Genomic DNA, 18836 nt, shown 5'->3' on the forward strand with positions numbered 1-18836 from the left:
ATGTACCGAGGGATGTTCCTGATCGGCAGCGCGCTGCTGCCCTGTCTTGCACATGCGCAGAACAGTAGTGGCACCGCGGGGAAGGACACCGCACAGCGCATTGACGGCTACTACGAGCAGCGCCAGCCGCTGCAGCCGGAGCGCCCGGTGGTGGACCCGGTGCAGCCGGCGCCTCCGCCGGCCGGGCAACGCGGGCTGGCCGATGTCCGTGGCAGCTTCGTGCTCAACGAGGTGCGTTTCAGTCCATCGGCGCTGCTGCCGAAGGCCACGCTCGATGCGATCGCCGCCTGCTACCAGGGGCGCGAGGTCCACTTGGCCGAGCTGGAGACACTGGTGGCCGACGTCAATGCAGCTTACGAGGCAGCCGGGATCAGTACGGCACGCGCGCTTCTGCGCGAGCAGTCGATCAACGAAGGGCGCGTTGACGTCACCCTGCTGGAAGGCACGCTGGGTACGCTGGAGGTGACCGGGGAGGGCAAGGTGCCGGTGCGCTTTGTGGAGCGGCGGGTGCGGCAGCCGGTAGGGGAGGTGGTGCGCAGCGATCACCTGCGCGATGAGCTGATCTACCTCAACCGCACCACCGATCTGCAGGTGCGTGCACTGATGCGGCCCGGCCAGGCCGCCGGCCAGACCGATATCGTGCTGCTGGCGGAGGTGCCGGACCGAAGCAACTGGGGCGTATTCGTCGATAATTCCGGCGTAGAGACCACCGGCCGCGAGCGCTACGGTGCGCATGGCCAGTTCTGGGGTCTGGCGGGGATCAGTGACCTGCTGGCCGGCTCGGTGGCGTGGTCGCGCGGTGGCCTGGAAGGGCGCATCGGCTACTCCGGTATCGTCAACACGCGCAACGGCCGTGTCGGCGCCAGCGTGTCGCGCAGCCAGATCAACATCATCGACGGTGCCTACCGCGCCCTGGACATCACTGGCGAGTCGACCAGCTATGGTCTGGATTTCACCCAGCCGTGGGTGGCCACGCCGAACTGGCTGCTGTCCACCATCGCCAACGTCTCGCGCAGCAACTCCGTGTCCGATATCGGTGATGTGCGGGTGTCGGAGGTCGATTCGACCACGGTGACCCTGGGTGTCAGCACCGGCTATCGCAATGACGGCTACGACTGGACGTTCTATCAGGGCGTCTCGCGCATCCGCACCGATGAGACGCTGGCCGAAGGGCGTGCCTTCACGACCGCCAACGGATCCACCAGCTGGACCCAGCGCATCGGCAGCAGCGGCCTGCTGTACCGCGCACAGCTGGGTTGGCAGTTCAGCAACGGCGACTTCCTGCCCTCAAGCAACCTGTTCCAGGTGGGCGGCATCGGCAGCGTGCGTGGCTATGTTCGCGGCACCCTTTCCGGGGTGAAAGGCTACTTCGGCAGCGTCGAACTGCACCGGCCCTATCGGCAGGCGCACGATGTCTACGTGTTCTTCGATCATGGCGAGGTACGTGGCGACTACCCCACCTCGGCCAGCATCAGCAGCGTCGGCGTCGGCCTGAATGGACAGCTCGCCAAGCGCTACAGCTACAGCCTTGACCTGGGCCACCCACTGGACAAAGTGCTGCAGGACGATGACAGCATGCGCGCCGACTTCCGCATCAGTGCACGCTGGTGATCGGCAGGGCCGGCGCCGCATGCTGAGAATGATTCGCATCAAAACCGTTCGCTGGCTATGATGCGGGTCCTTTCCGTTACGACCCCGAGCCCATCTTGAAGCGTGCCTTGCCAATCAGCCCCATGGGCCGCGTGTTCGCCACGGTCGCTTTCGTTGAAGCCCTGACCTGGGCCGGCCTGTTGATCGGCATGTACTTCAAGTACCAGGCAGCCGATCCGACCCCGGTCGGGGTCAAGATCTTCGGCCCGGTGCACGGTGTGGCCTTCATGGTCTACGTGGTTGTATCGGTGCTCGCCGCGATCCGCCTGCGTTGGCCGTGGTGGGCCGCGCTGCTGGCATTGGCTGCTGCGGTGCCGCCGCTGGTGACGCTGCCGTTGGAGTGGTGGTTCAAGAGTCGTGGGCTCTTGTTGGCGCCGATTACACGGAATGGCTGACGACAGCATCGGGCCTCTATGTTCGCTGGCCATATGAAGTAAAGAATGGAGTGCTGTCTGCAATTGCAGATAGCGCTTCAATTGAAGTGATGTGTCCCGGTCGCGGGTTTATTATCGGAGTGGTTTGGACGTAGAGCTTGCCGATGAGCTAGGGAGTTCGATTGCGATTCAATATTGATAGGCACCCGAAGTAGTCGCAGACCAAGGTTGGCCTGCGACGATTCCACGTGGCGATCTCCCCCTACCTCAGAATGTCTGTAGCTAGTTCCGAGTGGTCTCTGCAAGCTTGCATGCAGTTCGCATACTCCTCCCTACACTTTACCGGCTCCTCCCCTATCCTCAGGCAGGCCTTGTAACCATAGTCGCATTGCTTTTCACAGAACGGAGGTGCGCCTTCCGCCACGTATGCTGTGAATACGGCGACCCCCGAGATGATAGCTGCGGACAATAATCTGACCATCTGCATGATATCTCTCCGTCATGGGCCTGATCATTCAGGCACGCTGATAGTGGATGCAGAGCATTTCGATTTTTGCAACGCAACGCCCAATGTGAGTTTGGATCGAAAGATCTAATCGACTCAGTGCGTTTAAGAGGCTGCAATCCGTATATGCCGATAGGCCCAGTTTGTCACGGCGACGTGGCGCACTGGCGAGGCGCCAGCCAGCGGCAGTCGCGCCGCATTAGCGAGTCCAAACGTGCACATATGCGTCATCCAGCGCCCAGCACGCCAAGAATCTGCTTCGGCGACTGGAATCCCGCCAGCCGCGCGGTTTCGTGACCGTCGCGGACCACCAGCAACGTGGGGGTCTGGCGCAACCCGAGCTCGCGGAACAATCCCTCTCCAACCGTCTCGAGTCTGACCTTCAGCAGGGTCATGCCAGCGTCTTCAATCGCGCCAGCGACACTGGCCAACGACATCTCCAGCATCCGGCACCCCGGGCAGTCGTCCTTGTGGAAATCCACCAGCAGGGCCGGGTGCTCGCGCAGGGCGGCGTGGTAATCCTCAGCGGTCTGGGCGTGCAGGGTCAGCATGTCGTAGGGCTCTGGGTATGGGCCAACACGGTGTCGGTCCAGTGGTGGATGGTGTGGGTGTCTTCGGCGCCGTGCGGCATCTGCTCGATCTCCAGCACCGGGTACGGGGCGCCGAAGAACCGCGCCAGCCGGTGGGCGGCGCCGCAGTAGTACTCCTCGCCCCATTGGGTCTCGCCGGTACCGAATACCGCCACCGGGAACGGCAGTGGCAGCCCGAAGCGATCACGCAGCGCGGCCACGCAGTCCTTCATCTCCGCCGGGGTACGCCCGGCGTTGTCCGTCCAGGAACCGACCAGGCACAGGGCAGGCGGCTCTCCCGCCAGCGCCACGGCCGCGTCAACGGCATCCACGTCGACCCAGTCCACCCGGTGCCCCAGTGCCTCGCAGCGCGCCCGGATCAACGTGGCCACCTCGCGGGTGTTGCCGCTCAGCGAGGCGAAGGCCAGCAGGATGTGCATCGCCATGCCTCCTTACAGGTCGTCAAACCCGTTGTCCGCGTTGGTCTTCTTGTAACTGGCGTTGCGCATTTCGAAGAAGTCGGTCTTGGTCTCGGTGAAGTTGTCGGCGTAGGCCTTGATCCACGGCATCACGTTGACATTGGTCTCGCTGTACAGCTTCTCGATGCCCAGCATGCCGGCCATCTTGTTGGCGCGGTACTTCACGTAGCGGATCATCTCGTCCACGTCGATGCCGTCGATGCCGTCCAGCACCTCGCCGGTCCAGCGCGTTTCCAGCTGGATGGCGTGCTCGAAGGCCTCATGCACGTAGGCGGTCAGCTGCTCGCCCTGCAGCGCCGGATTCTCGCCGATGATGGCGCGGATCAGTTCGCTGATGAACTTGGTGTGGGCCAGCTCGTCGCGGTTGATGAAGCTGATGATCTTGCCGGTACCGGTCATGCGGTTCTGGCGGACCAGGTTGTAGAAGAACGCGAAGCCGGAGTAGAAGTTGATGCCTTCCAGGATCGAGGACTGGATCAATGCGCGGATCAGCGTCTCGGCGGTCTTCTCGCGCATGAAGTCATCGTAGGACTGCATGATCGGCGCGTTGCGGGCCAGGATGGTCGGGTGGGTACGGGCGATCTCGAACACGCGGTTCTGGTCGGCCAGCCCGGCGATCGAGGCGAGTACGTAGCTGTAGCTCTCGTTGTGGATCACTTCCTGCTGGCCGATGATCGCGGCATTGGCGTGCGCGGCGGGATCGGTGATGTACTCGGCAACGTTGTAGATGAAGCGCGTCTGCGGCGAGTCCAGCGTGGCCAGCAGGCCGATGATCGAGTCGTAGGCGTTCTTCTCGCGCGCATTGAGCTCGCCGTACTGGCGCGCGTCGCCCTTCATGTCGACTTCGTCGGGAATCCAGAAGTTGGTCGAAAGCTCCTTGTACGCGCGGTAGAAGGACGGGTAGGGGATATCGTTCCAGTTGAGGATGCCGCTGGTGCGGCCGTTGATGATGCCGGTGGAGCGGTTGGGGTGGCGCGGTTCGAGGATCTTGATGCGTTCGAGGGGGATGGCCATCGGGGTGTGTCCTAGTTTCTCTTCTGGCAGTGCGAGTTGCCGGCCAGCGGCCGGCACTACCGGGGCATGTGTGGGGTTGCCGGCCAGCGGCCGGCACTACCGGTCAGTGCGCTGACGACCAACGGTCGTCAGCTACCGGGCTGACGTACGTCAGCTGCTGCACCATTCGCACTCAGAAATGTCTATGTCGTTGGAGCGCACGTAGTAGGTCGTCTTCAGCCCTTCGCGCCAGGCACTCATGTGCAGCGCGAGCAGGGTGCTGGCGCGGATGGTGCTCGGCACATACAGGTTGAAGCTGATCGACTGGTCCACGTGGCGCTGGCGGCGGGCGTTCTGGCGGATGCTGGCGAACTGGTCCACCCGGTAGGCGCCTTTCTCGTAGTACGGGTAGGTCTCCAGCGACAGCCCCGGTGCGGCGACCGGGCGGCGGAAATCCTTCTTTTCTTCGTAGTAGAACGCGCCGTACACCGGATCGATCGAGGCCGTGGAGCCGGCGATCTGGGCGGTGCTCATGTTCGGTGCCACCGCCATCAGCCAGCCGTTGCGCAGCCCGTTGACGCCCACCTGCGCCGCCAGTTCCCGCCAGGCCGGGCTGTCATAGCCACGGGCGCGGAAGTACTCACCGTTCTGCCAGTCGCTGCCGACGAACGCGCTGTAGCGCCCCTTTTCCTTGGCCAGGGTCATGCTGGCCTGGATGGTCAGGTAGTTGATGCGCTCGTACAGGCTGTCGGCGTAGTCCTCGGCCTGGGCGGAGTTCCATTCGATCTGCTGCAGGGCCAGCAGGTGATGCCAGCCGAAGGTGCCCAGCCCGATCGCGCGGTACTTGCGGTTGGTGATGGTGGCCTGTGGCACCGGCAGCTGATTGAGGTCGATCACGTTGTCCAGCATCCGCACCTGGATTGGCACCAGCCGCTCAAGTACATCGCTGCTCAGCAGGTCCGGGGCGGCCGTCACCGCGCGGCCCAGGTTGATCGAAGACAGGTTGCACACCACGAAGTCGCCGGCCTGTTTGGTCGTCACGATCTGGTCGCCGCTGATCATCTCCTGGATCATGCGGGTGGGGCTCATGTTCTGCAGGATCTCCGTGCACAGGTTGCTGGAGTAGATGCTGCCGGCATGCTTGTTCGGGTTCATCCGGTTCACTTCGTCCCGGTAGAACATGAAGGGGTTGCCGGTCTCCAGCTGGCTGACCATGATCCGCTTGAACAGCTCGATGGCCTTGAGGGTGCGCCGGCTGATGCGCTCGTCGGCGACGACCTCCTCGTACTTCGCGCGGAAGCTGCCCTGGCCGCGCTGCTCATCGTGGAAGTCCTGCAGGTACCAGCCCTTGATCCGCTTCACCTCATACGGGTCGAACAGGTACCAGTCGCCGCGCCGCTCCACCGCTTCCATGAACAGGTCCGGCAGGCACACCGAGGTGAACACATCGTGCGCGCGCAGGCGCTGGTCGCCGTTGTTCAGGCGCAGATCGAGAAACGCCTCGATGTCGCGGTGCCAGACATCCAGATACACCGCGATCGCGCCTTTGCGCTGGCCGAGTTGATCTACGCTCACCGCGGTGTTGTTGAGCTGCTTGATCCACGGCACCACACCGCCGGAGGAATTGGCCACGCCGCGGATCGAGGAGCCCGCAGAGCGTACATAGCCCAGATAGGCGCCCACGCCGCCGCCGTGCTTGGAGACTCGCGCCACGTCGGTGTTGGAGTCGTAGATGCCCTGCAGGCTGTCGTCCACCGTGTCGATGAAGCACGACGACAGCTGGCCGCCCACTTTGCCGGCATTGGCAAGCGTCGGCGTCGCCACCGTCATGTACAGGTTGGACAGCGCCCAGTAGGCCTCACGCACCAGCAGCATGCGCCGCCGCCGTGAGCGCTCGCCGTGCTCGTGTTCGTGCTGCATCAGGTACAGCGCGATGGTCAGCCAGCGCTCCTGCGGCAACTCGTAGACGGCGCGCGAGTGGTCGGTGGCGAGGTAGCGGGTGGCCAGCAGGTACAGGCCGTTGTAGGCGAACAAGGTGTCGCGCTCGGGCTCGATCATCTGCCCGGCTTCCTCCAGTTCGTCCTTGGAATAGGCCTTGAGGATGTCGATCGAATACACGTTGCGGTCCGCCAGGCTTTCCTGCAGACCCACATACGAGCCGTACTTCAGCGTGGCATCGTAGAAACGGTTCTTGCTGGCGCGCTTGTACAGGCGGCGCAGATAGAGGCGGGCGGCGAAGTGCTCCCAGTCCGGCGCGGTCAGGTCGATGCGCGATTCCGCCTCGCGGATCAGCAGGTCCACCATTTCATCGGCGCTGAGCTGCTGTCGGCGTGCGATCTGCCCCAGCACGCTGCGCAGGTAATCGGCCACGTCCAGCTGCGGGAACTCGCCATGCACGCTGTGCACGGTGCGCTCCAGCCGCGCCTGGTCGAACGGCATGCGTCGGTTGCCGCCCTCCTTGGTGATCCACAGCGTCTCACTGCAGGTGGCCGCATCAACGGGGGTGTCCGTGGGCGGGGTGAGGGTCGAAGCGACGGTGTCGTCGGTGTTCATGCGTTCTCCATGCATGGCGCAGAGCCCAGCAGGCGGCGCGGCAGAGCCGTGCGGCAGCCGGACAGAGGGCGTGATTGGTGGGCAGGCCCTGCGTGTGCAGGAATACGTCGCCGCAGGCTCACATCGGTGGCGACGGGCCATGCTTCCAGGCGCCGGTCAGGTGGGCGCAACGGGGCGTTCAACAGCAACGCGGCGTTGCAACGGTGCACCGGGCCTGGCGGAAGCGGGGAGCCGATGGACACAACATAGTGGGGTAGTGGGGGCTCGTCAACCGTATATGTAGTGTCTTTTTGTCGCAGGGGGTGTCGCCTGCGCACCTGAACATGCGATACAGATTGCACTATCAAACGCAAATGCGAGCCGTTATCATTTGATGGATCACAGGGCGGTGATGCGTTCGCAACCGGATGGCAGAACCGCGCGCGCGTCGGCGCACCGCGTGGTTCAACTTCTTATTGGCTGTGGTGTTCAATGTCTTCACGTCCTGTCGTTTCCGGTTTGCCCGCCCTCGTTTCCGCCGCGTTGCTCGGCACCATGGCGATGATGGCGTTCGTATCCGTGATCGGCCCGGTGGTGCGGGTGTTGGGCCTGGCCGAGTGGCATGCCGGCCTGTCGGTCACCGCGGCCGGTGTGTTGTGGATGCTGTCGGCGCGCCGCTGGGGTGCACTCAGTGATCGCATCGGGCGCAAGCGCGTGCTGCTGATCGCATTGGCAGCCTACGCGGTGATCTACGTGGCGCTGGCGGTGTTCGTGGATGTGGCGCTGACCTCACCGCCAGCGATCTGGCTCTCCGTGCTGGTCCTGGTCGGCACGCGTGCCCTGGTCGGGCTGTTCTACGCCGCCGTGCCGCCGACCGCCGCGGCCATCATCGCCGACCAGGCCGCCCCGGGGCAGCGCGGCAGCGTGATGGCCAAGCTTGGCACCGCCAATGCGCTGGGCATGGTGCTGGGCCCGGCCGCCGCCGGTTGGATCGCCTACCAGAATCTCTCGCTTACCCTGTATGTGGCCGCGTTGTTGCCGTTGTTGTCGCTGCTGATGATCTGGTGGCGCCTGCCGAATACGCCGCCCGTCGCGCCGACGCACACCGGCCCGAAACCAACGCTCGGCCTGGGCGATGCGCGCCTGCGCCTGCCATTGCTGGCGGTGTTCGCCGCGATGATCTCGGTCACCGTCGCGCAGGTGACGGTCGGCTTCTTCGCGATTGATCGGCTGCAGCTCTCCCCGGCAGACGGCGCGCGCATGGCCGGGCTGGCCCTGACCGCGGTCGGTGTCGGCCTGATCTTCGCCCAGGGGCTGGTGATGAAGCTCAAGGACATCCGCCCGACGCGCTGGATCCTGGTCGGGGCGCTGATCTCCGGGCTGGGCTTTGCGTCGGTCGCGCTGGTCAGTGTGCCGTGGCAGCTGCTGGCCAGTTATGCGATCGCCGCGTTCGGCATGGGGTTCGTGTTCCCCAATTTCCAGGCGCTGGCGGCCGATTCGGTGGAGGCGCATGAGCAGGGCGCTGCGGCAGGTACGGTAGCGTCGGTGCAGGGCATGGGCATGGTGGTCGGGCCGATGATCGGCACACTGTTGTATCGGTGGTCGCCGAGCGCGCCGTACCTGCTGGTGGGCGTGGTGCTGCTGATCCTGGCGGGCTCTGCCGCCCTGCATCGTGCGCGGGGTGCGGCATGAACGAGATGCTCGCCAGCGGCGTGGCCGATGAGATGACCGACACAGCCACCGCTGATGCGGCCGACGCCCCGTACTTCCTGCTGCGCAGCCCGCAGCAGGCGATGGAAGCGCACGGTGTGCGCGCGCGGCTGCCGTCCGGTGCCACCGCCACCTTGGCCGGGCGCGTCGCCGCGTTCTTTGCCGCGCCGCGCTCCGGCCCGCGCCTGCTGGTGGGGGCGGTACCCTTTGATCCCGAGCAGGGCGATGCGCTGTATCAGCCGGATCAGGTGTCTGGCCAGCCCACGGTGGTCCGCGTGGAAACGCCGACCCTCGTTGGCGATGTGCTCGCCGAACCGTCTGCCGATGCGTATGCGCAGGCGGTGGCGGCTGCCGTCACGGAACTGCAGCGCACCGACTGCCCATTGGAAAAAGTCGTGCTCGCGCGCAGCCTGCGGGTCACCACCGCGCAGCCGCTGCATCCGCGCGTGCTGGCCGCACGCCTGGGCAAAGACCCCAGCGTGGCGACCTACGTGGTCCCGGTACCCGCAGCAAGTGCGGGCGACGCGGCCTGGCTGGTCGGCGCCACCCCGGAGCTGCTGGTCTCCCGACGCGGTGACCGTGTGCTCTCGCATCCGCTGGCCGGCTCGGCCCGTCGTTCGGCCGATCCGGCCGAGGATGCACGCGCCGCGGAGACGCTGCTGGCCTCGGCCAAGGACCATGACGAGCATCGCCACGTGGTCGAGGCCATCGTGGCCGCGTTGGCACCGCTGTGCCATCACGTCGAGGCACAGCCGCGGCCGTCACTGCACGCCACCGCCACCATGTGGCATCTCGGTACCCGCATCCACGGCACGCTGAAGGATCCTTCGGTGTCCTCGGCCGCGTTGGTCGCACTGCTGCATCCCACCCCCGCGGTGTGCGGCACGCCGCGCCAGCCGGCACTTGAACTGATCCGTCAGGCTGAACCGGTCGCACGGGGCTTCTATGCCGGCGCCGTCGGCTGGACCGATGCGCAGGGCGATGGCGATTGGTATGTGGCGATCCGCTGCGCACGCGTGCAGGGCACCGAAGTGCGCCTGTATGCCGGTGCCGGCATCGTCGCCGAGTCCCAACCCGATCTCGAGGTGGCCGAAACGGCTGCCAAGTTCATGGCCCTGCTGACCGCGCTCGGCGTCCATGACGTTCGTCCTTTCTGATGTGCGGGAGCTGTCCATGAACGCATCCTTCTCTTCCGCCCGGGTGCCGCTGCGCCAGGTCTGGCCGCCGGCCCTGGTCGCGCGCTATCGCGCGGCCGGCCATTGGCGCGGCGAGACCTTTCCGGGCTTCCTGCGCGAACGCGCCGAGCGCTTCGCCGGTGATATCGCAGTGGTCGGCGGTGATACGCGCCTCACCTATGCCCAGCTGTGGCAGGAGGCCGGCCGCATCGGCGCCGGCCTGCTCGCGCAGGGCTTGATCCCGGGTGACCGGGTGGTGGTGCAGCTTGGCAACGTGCCGGAATTCGTGACCGTGGTCTGCGGGTTGTTCCGCGCTGGTTTGATTCCCGTGTATGCATTGCCCGCGCACCGCATCACCGAGGTCGTGCATTTCGCCCGCAAGGCCGAGGCCAATGCCTATATCGCTGCCTCCAGCTACGAGGGGTTCGATTACCGCACCCTTGCGCGCGAACTGCAGGCGCAGGTACCCGAGGTGCAGCACGTCATCATCGCCGGTGACGCGGCCGGGTTCACCGCGCTGGCATCGCTGGCAGGCGATCTTGATCAGCTGCCGCCCGATCCCGACCCGCAAGCGGTTGCGTTCCTGCAGATCTCCGGGGGCAGCACCGGCCTGTCCAAGCTGATCCCGCGCACGCACGACGACTACCTGTATTCCTTCCGCGCCAGCAACCAGATCTGTGGCATCACCCAGGACAGCGTCTATCTGGTCGCGCTGCCGGCCGCGCACAACTTCCCGATGAGCTCGCCTGGGTTCTTCGGCACGCTGTACGCCGGTGGCCGTGTGGTGCTGAGCCCGGGCGCGGGCCCGGAGACCGCGTTCGTCCTGATCGCGCGCGAGCGGGTGACCTGTGTCGGCCTGGTGCCGCCGCTGGCGCTGCTGTGGGCGCAGGCGGCCGCAACGACCACGCACGATCTCTCCAGCCTGCAGGTGGTGCAGGTCGGCGGCGCCAAGCTGGTGCCGGAAGCCGCGCGCCGGGTGATCGCGGGGCTGGGCTGCACCCTGCAGCAGGTGTTCGGCATGGCCGAGGGCCTGGTCAACTACACCCGCCTGCACGACAGCGAAGACATCATCGTTTCCACCCAGGGCCGCCCGATCAGCGAAGACGACGAGGTGCTGGTGGTCGACGACCACGGCAACCCGGTTGCAGACGGTGAGACCGGCCATCTGCTTACCCGCGGCCCGTACACCATCCGCAGCTATCACAACGATCCCGCCGCCAACGCACGCGCCTTCACCGAGGACGGCTTCTACCGCACCGGCGACAGGGTGCAGCGCCTGCCGGGCGGCTATCTGGTGGTGCAGGGCAGGGCCACCGATCACATCAACCGCGCCGGTGAGAAGATCTCCGCCGAAGAGATCGAAGACCATCTGCTGGCACACCCGAGCGTGTTCGATGCGGCGGTGGTCTCCATTCCCGATGCCTACCTTGGTGAACGCAGCTGCGCTTTCATCATTGCCCAGGGCGAGCCGACCAAGGCCGCCAGCCTCAAGGCCTGGGTGCGCAGCCGTGGCCTGGCGGCGTTCAAAGTGCCGGACCAGATCGTGTTCGTCGATGCCTTCGGCACCACCGCTGTCGGCAAGATCAGCCGCCGCGAGCTGCGTGCCCAGCTGCGCGAACGTTTCATGCAACAGACAGGAGAAACGCGCTGATGGCGCTGCCCAAGATCCAACCGTACCCCCTGCCGACCCAGGCCGAACTGCCCACCCCGCGCGGCGCGTGGCAGCCGCAGACCGAGCGCCTGGCGCTGCTGGTGCACGACATGCAGCGTTATTTCCTGGCCGCGTTCGCGCCGGATGCGGCGCCGCTGGCACCGGCCGTGGCCAACATCGCCCGCCTGCTCGCGCATTGCCGCGCCCGTGGCATCCCGGTGTTCTACACCGCCCAGCGGGGCAACCAGGATCGCTGCGACCGGGGCCTGCAGGCCGACCTGTGGGGCCCGGGCATGTCCGCCACCGAAGAACACGAAGCCATCGTCGAGGCCGTGGCCCCGGCGCCGGGCGATCACGTGTTGGTCAAGCACCGCTACAGCGCGTTCCAGCGCAGCAATCTGGAGACGATGATGCGTGCGCGAGGCCGCGATCAGCTGCTGGTCACCGGCGTGTACGCGCACATCGGCTGCACCGCCACCGTCGCCGAGGGCTTCCAGCGTGACATCGAGAGCTTCATCGCTGCCGATGCCGTCGCCGATTTCTCGCGCGCCGATCATGACTTCGCCCTGCACTGGATCGCCCGTACCTGTGGCGTGCCGATGACCACCGATCACCTGCTGGAGACCCTCGCATGACCGCACTCACCCTGGCGCGCATGCGCGCCGATGTCGCCGAGATGCTCGGCGAAGCGCCCGAGGACATCAGCACCGAGGAGAACCTGATGGACCTCGGCCTGGATTCGATGCGTGTGCTGGGGCTGGTGCTGGCCTGGGGCAACACCGGGATCGCGCTGGAGTTCAGCCATCTGGCCGAGCACGCCACGCTCGGCGGCTGGTGGACGGTGGTGCAGCGCCTGCAGGCACAGGCGGCGGCCAGCGCATGAAGGCCCGTGCGGTGCCGGGTGCGGCCGAGCCCATCGTTCGCGGGCTGAGCGAGGCGCAGGCTGGCCTGTGGTACGCGCAGCGCCTGGCGCCGGACAACCCGGCCTTCAACACCGCCCATGCGGTATGGATCGAAGGGGCGCTGGACGTCGCGGCCTTCGTGCGCGCCGCCGACCAGGCCGCGCAGGAGGCCGAGGCACTGGCGCTGCGCATGGTCGAGAGCGCAGAGGGCTTGCCCGTGCAGTGGGTCGATCCACAGCACACGCCGGCGCTGCAGGTGATGGATCTGTCCGATCAGCCGGACCCGGCCGCGGCGGCGCGCGAGGCGATGCAGCGCGACCGCCTCAACCCGGTCGATCCGGCCCGCGACCGGCTCAGCCAGCAGCGTCTGTTCCTGCTTGGGCCGGCACGCAGCGTCTGGTATCTGCGCGTGCACCACCTCGCCACCGATGGCTATGGCATGGGCCTGCTCACCGAGCGGGTCTGCGCGCTGTATGCGGGCAACGCATCACACGCCGCACTGGCGCCACTGGCCCCCGCGTTGGAGGAAGACGCCGCGTACCGTGCCAGCGAGCGCCGCACGCGCGATGCCACCTACTGGCGCGAGCTCATGGCCGATGCGCCGGGCGCCACCGGTCTGCAGGCCGGGCTTGCTGCCGCCGCACCGGATGCACTGCGCCACGTACAGCCGATGGCGCCGGCCCTGCGCGAGCGCCTGCACCGTGCCGCCGCCGCGATCGGCCAGCCCTGGCCGGACCTGTTGACCGCGCTCGGTGCCGACTACTGCCGCCGGATCAGCGGCGAAGCCGAGGCCATCATCGGCGTGCCGTTCATGGGCCGGCTCGGCAGCGTTTCCGCCCGTGTGCCGGCGATGGTGATGAACGTATTGCCGCTGCGGGTCACGGCCGGCGAGGGCAGCGTGGATGCCTTCGTGCGTGAGGTCGCCCTGCGCCTGATGCGCGGCCGCCGCCACGGGCGTTACCGCGGCGAGCAACTGCGTCGCGATCTCGGCCTGATCGGTGGCCAGCGTCGCCTGCATGGCCCGCTGGTCAACGTGCAGCCGTTCTATCGGCCGCTGCAGCTGGCCGGCGTCCACGCCACGCTGGAGGTGCTGTCCACCGGTCCTGTCGATGATGTGACGCTTGGCTTCCGTGGCGATGGCAGCGCCGTGCTCGATCTGGAGATCGAGGCCAATCCTGCGCTGTATACCGCCGCGCAGGTGCAGGCGCACGCCGCACGGCTGCTGCATTTCGTGTCGGCCGCGCTGCAGGTGCAGGCCGATGGGGGCGAGATTGCAGCGGTGCCGCTGTGCACGCCAGAAGAAGCGCAGCGCTATCTATATGACATCAACGCCACCGCGCACCCCGTGCCCGAGGTCAGCCTCGCCGCACTGATCACCGCGCGCATGCACCGAACGCCCGAGGCCGTCGCCGTGGTCTTCGGCACGCAGCAGCTCACCTACGCTGCACTGGAGCAGCGCAGCCGTGCCTTGGCGCTGCAGCTGCAGGCGCAAGGCGTCGGCCGCGAGGCGAGGGTGGTGGTCGCGCTGCCGCGCTCGCTGGAGCTGATCATCGCCCTGGTCGCGGTGCTGCGGGCCGGGGGTGCTTACCTCCCGGTGGATCTGGCCCACCCGGACGAGCGCCTCGCTCGGATCCTGCGCTCGGCCGAACCGGCGTGCGTCCTGGCCCTGGAGCAGGACCGCGTCCGCTTCCCGGGCACCGCCGTGCTCCCCCCCTCGCAATGGCAGCACGCCAGCGACGCGGCACTCGGCACCGCACCGGCGCCCGCAGACGCGGCCTACGTCATCTATACCTCCGGCTCCACCGGCGAGCCCAAGGGCGTGTTGATCGAGCACCGCGCCATCGTCAACCGCCTGGAGTGGATGCGCGAGCACTATGCCTTCCAACCGGACGACCGCATCCTGCAGAAGACCCCGGCCACCTTCGATGTCTCGGTCTGGGAGTTCTTCCTGCCGCTGATCAGCGGCGCGACGCTGGTGGTGGCACCGCCTGAGGCGCATCGCGATCCCCTGGCGCTGGCCGCATTGATTCGCGAGCACGCCATCACCACCCTGCATTTCGTGCCGGCCATGCTGGCCGCGTTCCTGGCGGCCCCTGCCGCACGTGGGCTGCAACTGCGACGCGTGTTCACCAGTGGCGAAGCACTCGATGCCGCGTTGCGTGACCGCTTCCATGCCACCGTCCACGCCGAACTGCACAATCTCTATGGCCCCACCGAGGCGGCCGTGGATGTCAGCTTCTGGCCGGCCAGCCGCGACGACACGTCCGCGCTGGTGCCGATCGGTCATCCGGTCTGGAATACCCGCCTGTATGTGCTCGATGCCCGGATGCAGCCGCTGCCGCCCGGCGTGGCCGGCGACCTGTATCTCGGCGGGGTGCAGCTGGCACGTGGCTATCTCGGCCGCGCCGACCTCACCGCCGAGCGCTTCCTGGCCGATCCGTTCGTGCCCGGGGGCCGCCTGTACCGCACGGGTGATGTGGCGCGTTGGCGCGAGGATGGGGCCGTGGAGTACCTCGGTCGCAACGATCACCAGATCAAGCTGCGCGGCCTGCGTATCGAACTCGGCGAGATCGATGCGGCACTGCGCTCTGCACCCGGCATCACCCGTGCCGAGGTGCTGCTGCGCGAAGATCGCCCGGGCGAGGCGCGGCTGGTGGCCTACCTCAATGCTGGTGGCCCGGAGCAGGAAACGCTGCGCACGCATCTGGCCGCGCGCCTGCCGGACTACATGGTGCCCAGCGCCTTCGTGGCAGTGGAACACTGGCCGGTCACCGCCAACGGCAAGCTGGATCGCGCCGCGTTGCCCGCGCCCACCCAGGCAGTCTCCACGGGCGTGGCGCCGGTCACTGCAACTGAGCAGGCGTTGGCGACGCTGTTCGCACAGACCCTCTCGCTGAGCGCGCCGGTGAGCGCCGACGCCGATTTCTTCGCATTGGGCGGTGACTCGCTCAGTGCCGTGCACCTGTTGCTGGCCATCCAGCAGCAGTGGCGTTGCGATCTCGGCCTGGGCGCGGTGTTCGCCGCCCCGACGGTGGCCGGACTCGCCGCGCGCATCGATGCACCGCCGGCGGCCACCGATCATGGCCTCGCGCCGATGATCCGGCTGGCCACGGGCGATGCCGCGCTTGCGCCGCTGTTTGTGGTCCATCCCGCAGGCGGCATCGCCTGGAACTATCGTGACCTGGCCCGGGCGCTGTCGCCCACGCGCGAGGTGCAGGGCCTGCAGTCGCCCGTGCTCGATCCCGACCCGCCGCTGCCCACCAGCATCGAGGCCCTGGCCGCGGACTATGCAGCGCGCATTCTCGCGTTGGGTCGGCCCGGCCCGGTGCATCTGCTGGGCTGGTCGGTCGGCGGCATCCTCGCCCAGGCGATGGCGGTACACCTGCGCGGCCTCGGCCATGAGGTGGGCGTGCTGGCGCTGCTCGATGCCTACCCCAGCGAGTGCTGGCGGGCCGAGCCCGAGCCGGACCCGATAGCCGCGCTGCGCGCCTTGCTCGCCATCGCCGGCCACGATCCGGATGCACACCCCGAGCTGGACACCCGCGCGCGCATCCTGGCCTTCCTGCGCCGCGGCGACAGCGCGCTGGGCAACCTGCCGGATATCGTTCTCGATGGCGTGGTCCGGGCCGTCACCGGCACCAACCGCCTGATCCGCGCCCATCACCACACGCACTACGAGGGTCCGCTGCTGCACGTCCGGGCCGGCCGCGACCACCTCAACCGCCCGCAGTTGCAGTCTGCCCTGTGGCAGGCCCATGCAGCGCAGGTGGAGGCGATCGAACTCCCTTATCTGCACGCCGAGCTCACCGGGCGCGATGCCGTGGCGCAGATCGCGCCGTGGCTCGATGCGCACCTTCAGCGGCACGACGCACTCAGGACATCGGCATGAAACTCACCGGATTCGACGGCACCATCGCCCTGGTCACCGGCGCCAGCGGCGGCATCGGCGCGGCCCTGGTCACCTTGTTGCGTGACAGCGGCAGCATCGTGGTCGCCACCGATATCACCGCGCCCGTGCTCGAGCAGCGGGCAGGGCAGCCGCCCCTCCACGCCCGCGCACTGGATGTCACCGATTCCGGCGCGGTGGAGGCGCTGGTCGAGTGGATCGAACGCGAGATCGGCCCGATCGGCTTCGGCGTCAACGTGGCCGGCGTACTGCAGGTCGGCACCGTCACCGGCATCGATGATGCGCAGTGGCGGCAGGTCTTCGCGGTCAACACCGATGGCGTCTTCCACGTCTGCCGGGCACTGGCCCGGGTAATGAGCCCACGCCGGGCCGGTGCCATCGTCACCGTCAGCTCCAACGCCGCAGGCGTCCCGCGCCACGGCATGGCCGCCTACGCCGCCTCCAAGGCCGCCGCGACCATGTTCACCCGCTGCCTGGGGCTGGAACTGGCACCGCTGGGCATCCGCTGCAACATCGTCGCCCCGGGTTCCACGCTCACCCCCATGCAGACCGGCATGTGGGCCGACGACCACGGCGCGGAGCGGGTCATCGCCGGCTCGCTGGAGACTTACAAGGCCGGCATTCCACTGCGCAAGCTGGCCACCCCGGACGACATTGCCCAATCGGTGATGTTCCTGCTCTCCGACCAGGCCGGGCATATCGCCATGAGCGATCTCTACGTGGACGGCGGCGCGACGCTGCGCGGGTGACCGGCAGCCGCCGTCCTCCTTCCCGAGGCAGGGCGTTCAGGCGCAGACCGTAGCGCTGATCGTGGCTGGCAATAGTGATAGCCACTGCAGAACGCGAATTATGCAACTCGAGTCATAGAGGCCGGGCAGCGACTTCTCCTATCCTCAAGGTGTCCCCGGTCCTCGGGGAACGCGCTGCCTGCTGCGTCGTTGAGCGCCCCGCGACAAGGTCGCCCGCTTGACCCACACCGCAGTTGCCGCCGCAGGACGCGGCGTGAGCAATCAATGCGCGCGCACCGATTCCAACGACGAGGTCTTTGCCATGAAACGCATCCTGCTGGCGGACGACCATCCCGTCGTCCGCACCGGTCTCCGCTCGGTTCTTGCTCACGTACCGGAGTGGGCGATCGTCGGTGAGGCGGCCGACGCCGCGCAGCTGGAGGATCTCCTGCTCCTGCACCGCTGCGAACTGGTCATCACCGATCTCTCCATGCCCTTCGGGCAACGGCCGGACGGCATTCGGATGCTGGCCGATATCCGCCGCAATCATCCACGGGTGCGCCTGCTCGTGGTGACCTCCTTCAGCAATCTTGTCGTGCTGCGCGCGGTGGCGCGGCTGGGGGTTGAAGGCATCCTTGAGAAAACCTGCGCATTGGCGGTACTCACCGAGGCCGTCAGCACGGTCCTGGCGGGCGGCCGCTTCTACTCCGGCGATCTGGCCCAGCGGCTCAAGGCGTCCGCCACCGGCACGCGTGCGCTGAGCGCCAAGGAAAGCGAGGTGGTGCGGCTGATGGCACACGGCCTGAGCATCAAGCAGATCGCCGACATCCATCGGCGGACGGTCAGCACCATCAGCAGGCAGAAAGGCGCGGCGATGAAGCGGCTCAATCTGAAATCCGACTACGAGCTCATGCTCTATGCCAAGTCCATCGGCCTGTCGCCCAGCGGAAGTTGAGCCGCGCAGAGTGCGAACAGGTCCGCCCTTCTCGAAAGTAACGGAATTTTATCAAGTTGTTGCATGGTGCCGCGCAACGCGGCTGCCTACTGTGAGGTGCTGGTCGGGAAGGGCGCGCAGCGCTCCCCACGTTTCCCGGCCAGCCTCCCCAACTACAACACCAAGGAAAGAACCCGATGAACCTGATCACCAAGCTGTTCGCTGCCGCTGCCCTGGCAACCGCGTCGATGTCCGCCCATGCGGTACAGGCCGACATCACCGTCTGGGCCGATATCGACCCGACGCTTGCGCTGCTCAAGGCCGATGGCACCCCGCTGAGCGATGTGGTCGAGCTGGGTTACCGTGCGGGTAGCGGCACCACTGCCGGCCTGGTGCCGTGGACCGACCAGGTGCGTGTGTTCTCCAACGACATCACCAAGGACATCACCGTGCGCCTCGGTTCGGCACCCAGCCTCATCCCGACGATGGCAGGCCCGACCGCAACGGCCGTGCCGCTGTCGGTCCATCTGAACTCGGTCGCGCTGACCGCCGCCGGCGTGGATTTCACTGCCGCCTCGCTGTTCCCGGGTTCCAACTATCCGGGCGCCTCGATCGTGCTGCCGCTGACGATCTCGCAGACCACCGCAGGCCCGATCGCCGTTGCCGGCCGCTATGAAGGCATCGTCAGCCTCGTCATGGTGCAGAAGTCGTAACAAACGCCTGTGCA

General features: G+C 67.0%; 15 protein-coding genes. 11 read left to right on the forward strand and 4 right to left on the reverse strand.

What is annotated here, in order from left to right:
- Positions 1 to 1611, forward strand: coding sequence for a ShlB/FhaC/HecB family hemolysin secretion/activation protein (locus tag AC06E9_RS06700; RefSeq protein WP_478055755.1), 1611 nt, complete (start codon positions 1 to 3; stop codon positions 1609 to 1611).
- A 122-nt stretch (positions 1612 to 1733) separates the two neighbouring features.
- Positions 1734 to 2045, forward strand: coding sequence for a DUF3817 domain-containing protein (locus AC06E9_RS06705; RefSeq protein ID WP_478049709.1), 312 nt, complete (start codon positions 1734 to 1736; stop codon positions 2043 to 2045).
- Positions 2046 to 2756: 711 nt separating this feature from the next.
- On the opposite strand, the gene AC06E9_RS06710 is transcribed toward AC06E9_RS06705, so the two are convergent.
- The 4 genes from AC06E9_RS06710 to AC06E9_RS06725 all read right to left on the reverse strand — a co-directional run bounded on the left by AC06E9_RS06710 (position 2757) and on the right by AC06E9_RS06725 (position 7123).
- A complete protein-coding gene (locus tag AC06E9_RS06710) occupies positions 2757 to 3080 on the reverse strand; it encodes a thioredoxin family protein (protein WP_478055756.1) in 324 nt (107 codons plus the stop codon).
- On the reverse strand, positions 3074 to 3538 hold the full coding sequence (locus AC06E9_RS06715; RefSeq protein WP_121036937.1) for a flavodoxin: 465 nt from the start codon (positions 3536 to 3538) through the stop codon (positions 3074 to 3076). The genes AC06E9_RS06710 and AC06E9_RS06715 overlap by 7 nt, the downstream gene beginning before the upstream one ends.
- A gap of 12 nt (positions 3539 to 3550) precedes the next feature.
- Positions 3551 to 4591, reverse strand: coding sequence for a ribonucleotide-diphosphate reductase subunit beta (locus AC06E9_RS06720; RefSeq protein WP_088434232.1), 1041 nt, complete (start codon positions 4589 to 4591; stop codon positions 3551 to 3553).
- A gap of 150 nt (positions 4592 to 4741) precedes the next feature.
- A complete protein-coding gene (locus AC06E9_RS06725; protein WP_121036936.1) occupies positions 4742 to 7123 on the reverse strand; it encodes a ribonucleoside-diphosphate reductase subunit alpha in 2382 nt (793 codons plus the stop codon).
- 471 nt (positions 7124 to 7594) lie between these two features.
- Here AC06E9_RS06725 and AC06E9_RS06730 point away from each other — a divergent pair, with 471 nt between their 5' ends.
- From AC06E9_RS06730 to AC06E9_RS06770, 9 genes are all read left to right on the forward strand, one after another.
- Positions 7595 to 8794: an MFS transporter gene (locus tag AC06E9_RS06730; RefSeq protein ID WP_121036935.1), complete on the forward strand. Its 1200-nt coding sequence runs from the start codon at positions 7595 to 7597 to the stop codon at positions 8792 to 8794.
- A complete protein-coding gene (locus tag AC06E9_RS06735; RefSeq protein ID WP_121036934.1) occupies positions 8791 to 9969 on the forward strand; it encodes an isochorismate synthase in 1179 nt (392 codons plus the stop codon). Before AC06E9_RS06730 ends, AC06E9_RS06735 begins: the two co-directional genes overlap by 4 nt.
- Before the next feature lie 16 nt (positions 9970 to 9985).
- Entirely contained in the window at positions 9986 to 11638 is a 1653-nt protein-coding gene (locus tag AC06E9_RS06740; RefSeq protein WP_478055757.1) for a (2,3-dihydroxybenzoyl)adenylate synthase, read from the forward strand.
- The gene (locus tag AC06E9_RS06745) at positions 11638 to 12273 is read left to right on the forward strand and encodes an isochorismatase family protein (RefSeq protein ID WP_121036932.1); all 636 of its coding nucleotides are present in this window, start codon (positions 11638 to 11640) and stop codon (positions 12271 to 12273) included. The genes AC06E9_RS06740 and AC06E9_RS06745 overlap by 1 nt, the downstream gene beginning before the upstream one ends.
- The gene (locus AC06E9_RS06750) at positions 12270 to 12521 is read left to right on the forward strand and encodes a phosphopantetheine-binding protein (RefSeq protein ID WP_121036931.1); all 252 of its coding nucleotides are present in this window, start codon (positions 12270 to 12272) and stop codon (positions 12519 to 12521) included. The genes AC06E9_RS06745 and AC06E9_RS06750 overlap by 4 nt, the downstream gene beginning before the upstream one ends.
- Positions 12518 to 16429 carry an amino acid adenylation domain-containing protein gene (locus AC06E9_RS06755; RefSeq protein ID WP_478055758.1) on the forward strand — a complete coding sequence of 1304 codons (3912 nt, stop codon included), beginning with the start codon at positions 12518 to 12520 and terminating at the stop codon, positions 16427 to 16429. The genes AC06E9_RS06750 and AC06E9_RS06755 overlap by 4 nt, the downstream gene beginning before the upstream one ends.
- Positions 16426 to 17196: a 2,3-dihydro-2,3-dihydroxybenzoate dehydrogenase gene (locus AC06E9_RS06760; RefSeq protein WP_121036929.1), complete on the forward strand. Its 771-nt coding sequence runs from the start codon at positions 16426 to 16428 to the stop codon at positions 17194 to 17196. The genes AC06E9_RS06755 and AC06E9_RS06760 overlap by 4 nt, the downstream gene beginning before the upstream one ends.
- A 217-nt stretch (positions 17197 to 17413) precedes the next feature.
- Positions 17414 to 18130, forward strand: a complete 717-nt coding sequence (locus AC06E9_RS06765; protein WP_147433832.1) for a response regulator — start codon at positions 17414 to 17416, stop codon at positions 18128 to 18130.
- A gap of 176 nt (positions 18131 to 18306) precedes the next feature.
- Positions 18307 to 18822: a CS1 type fimbrial major subunit gene (locus AC06E9_RS06770; RefSeq protein ID WP_259259932.1), complete on the forward strand. Its 516-nt coding sequence runs from the start codon at positions 18307 to 18309 to the stop codon at positions 18820 to 18822.
- The last annotated feature ends 14 nt before the right edge of the window (positions 18823 to 18836 follow it).

The organism is Stenotrophomonas sp. Steno-Z10-BAI (assembly GCF_056393115.1).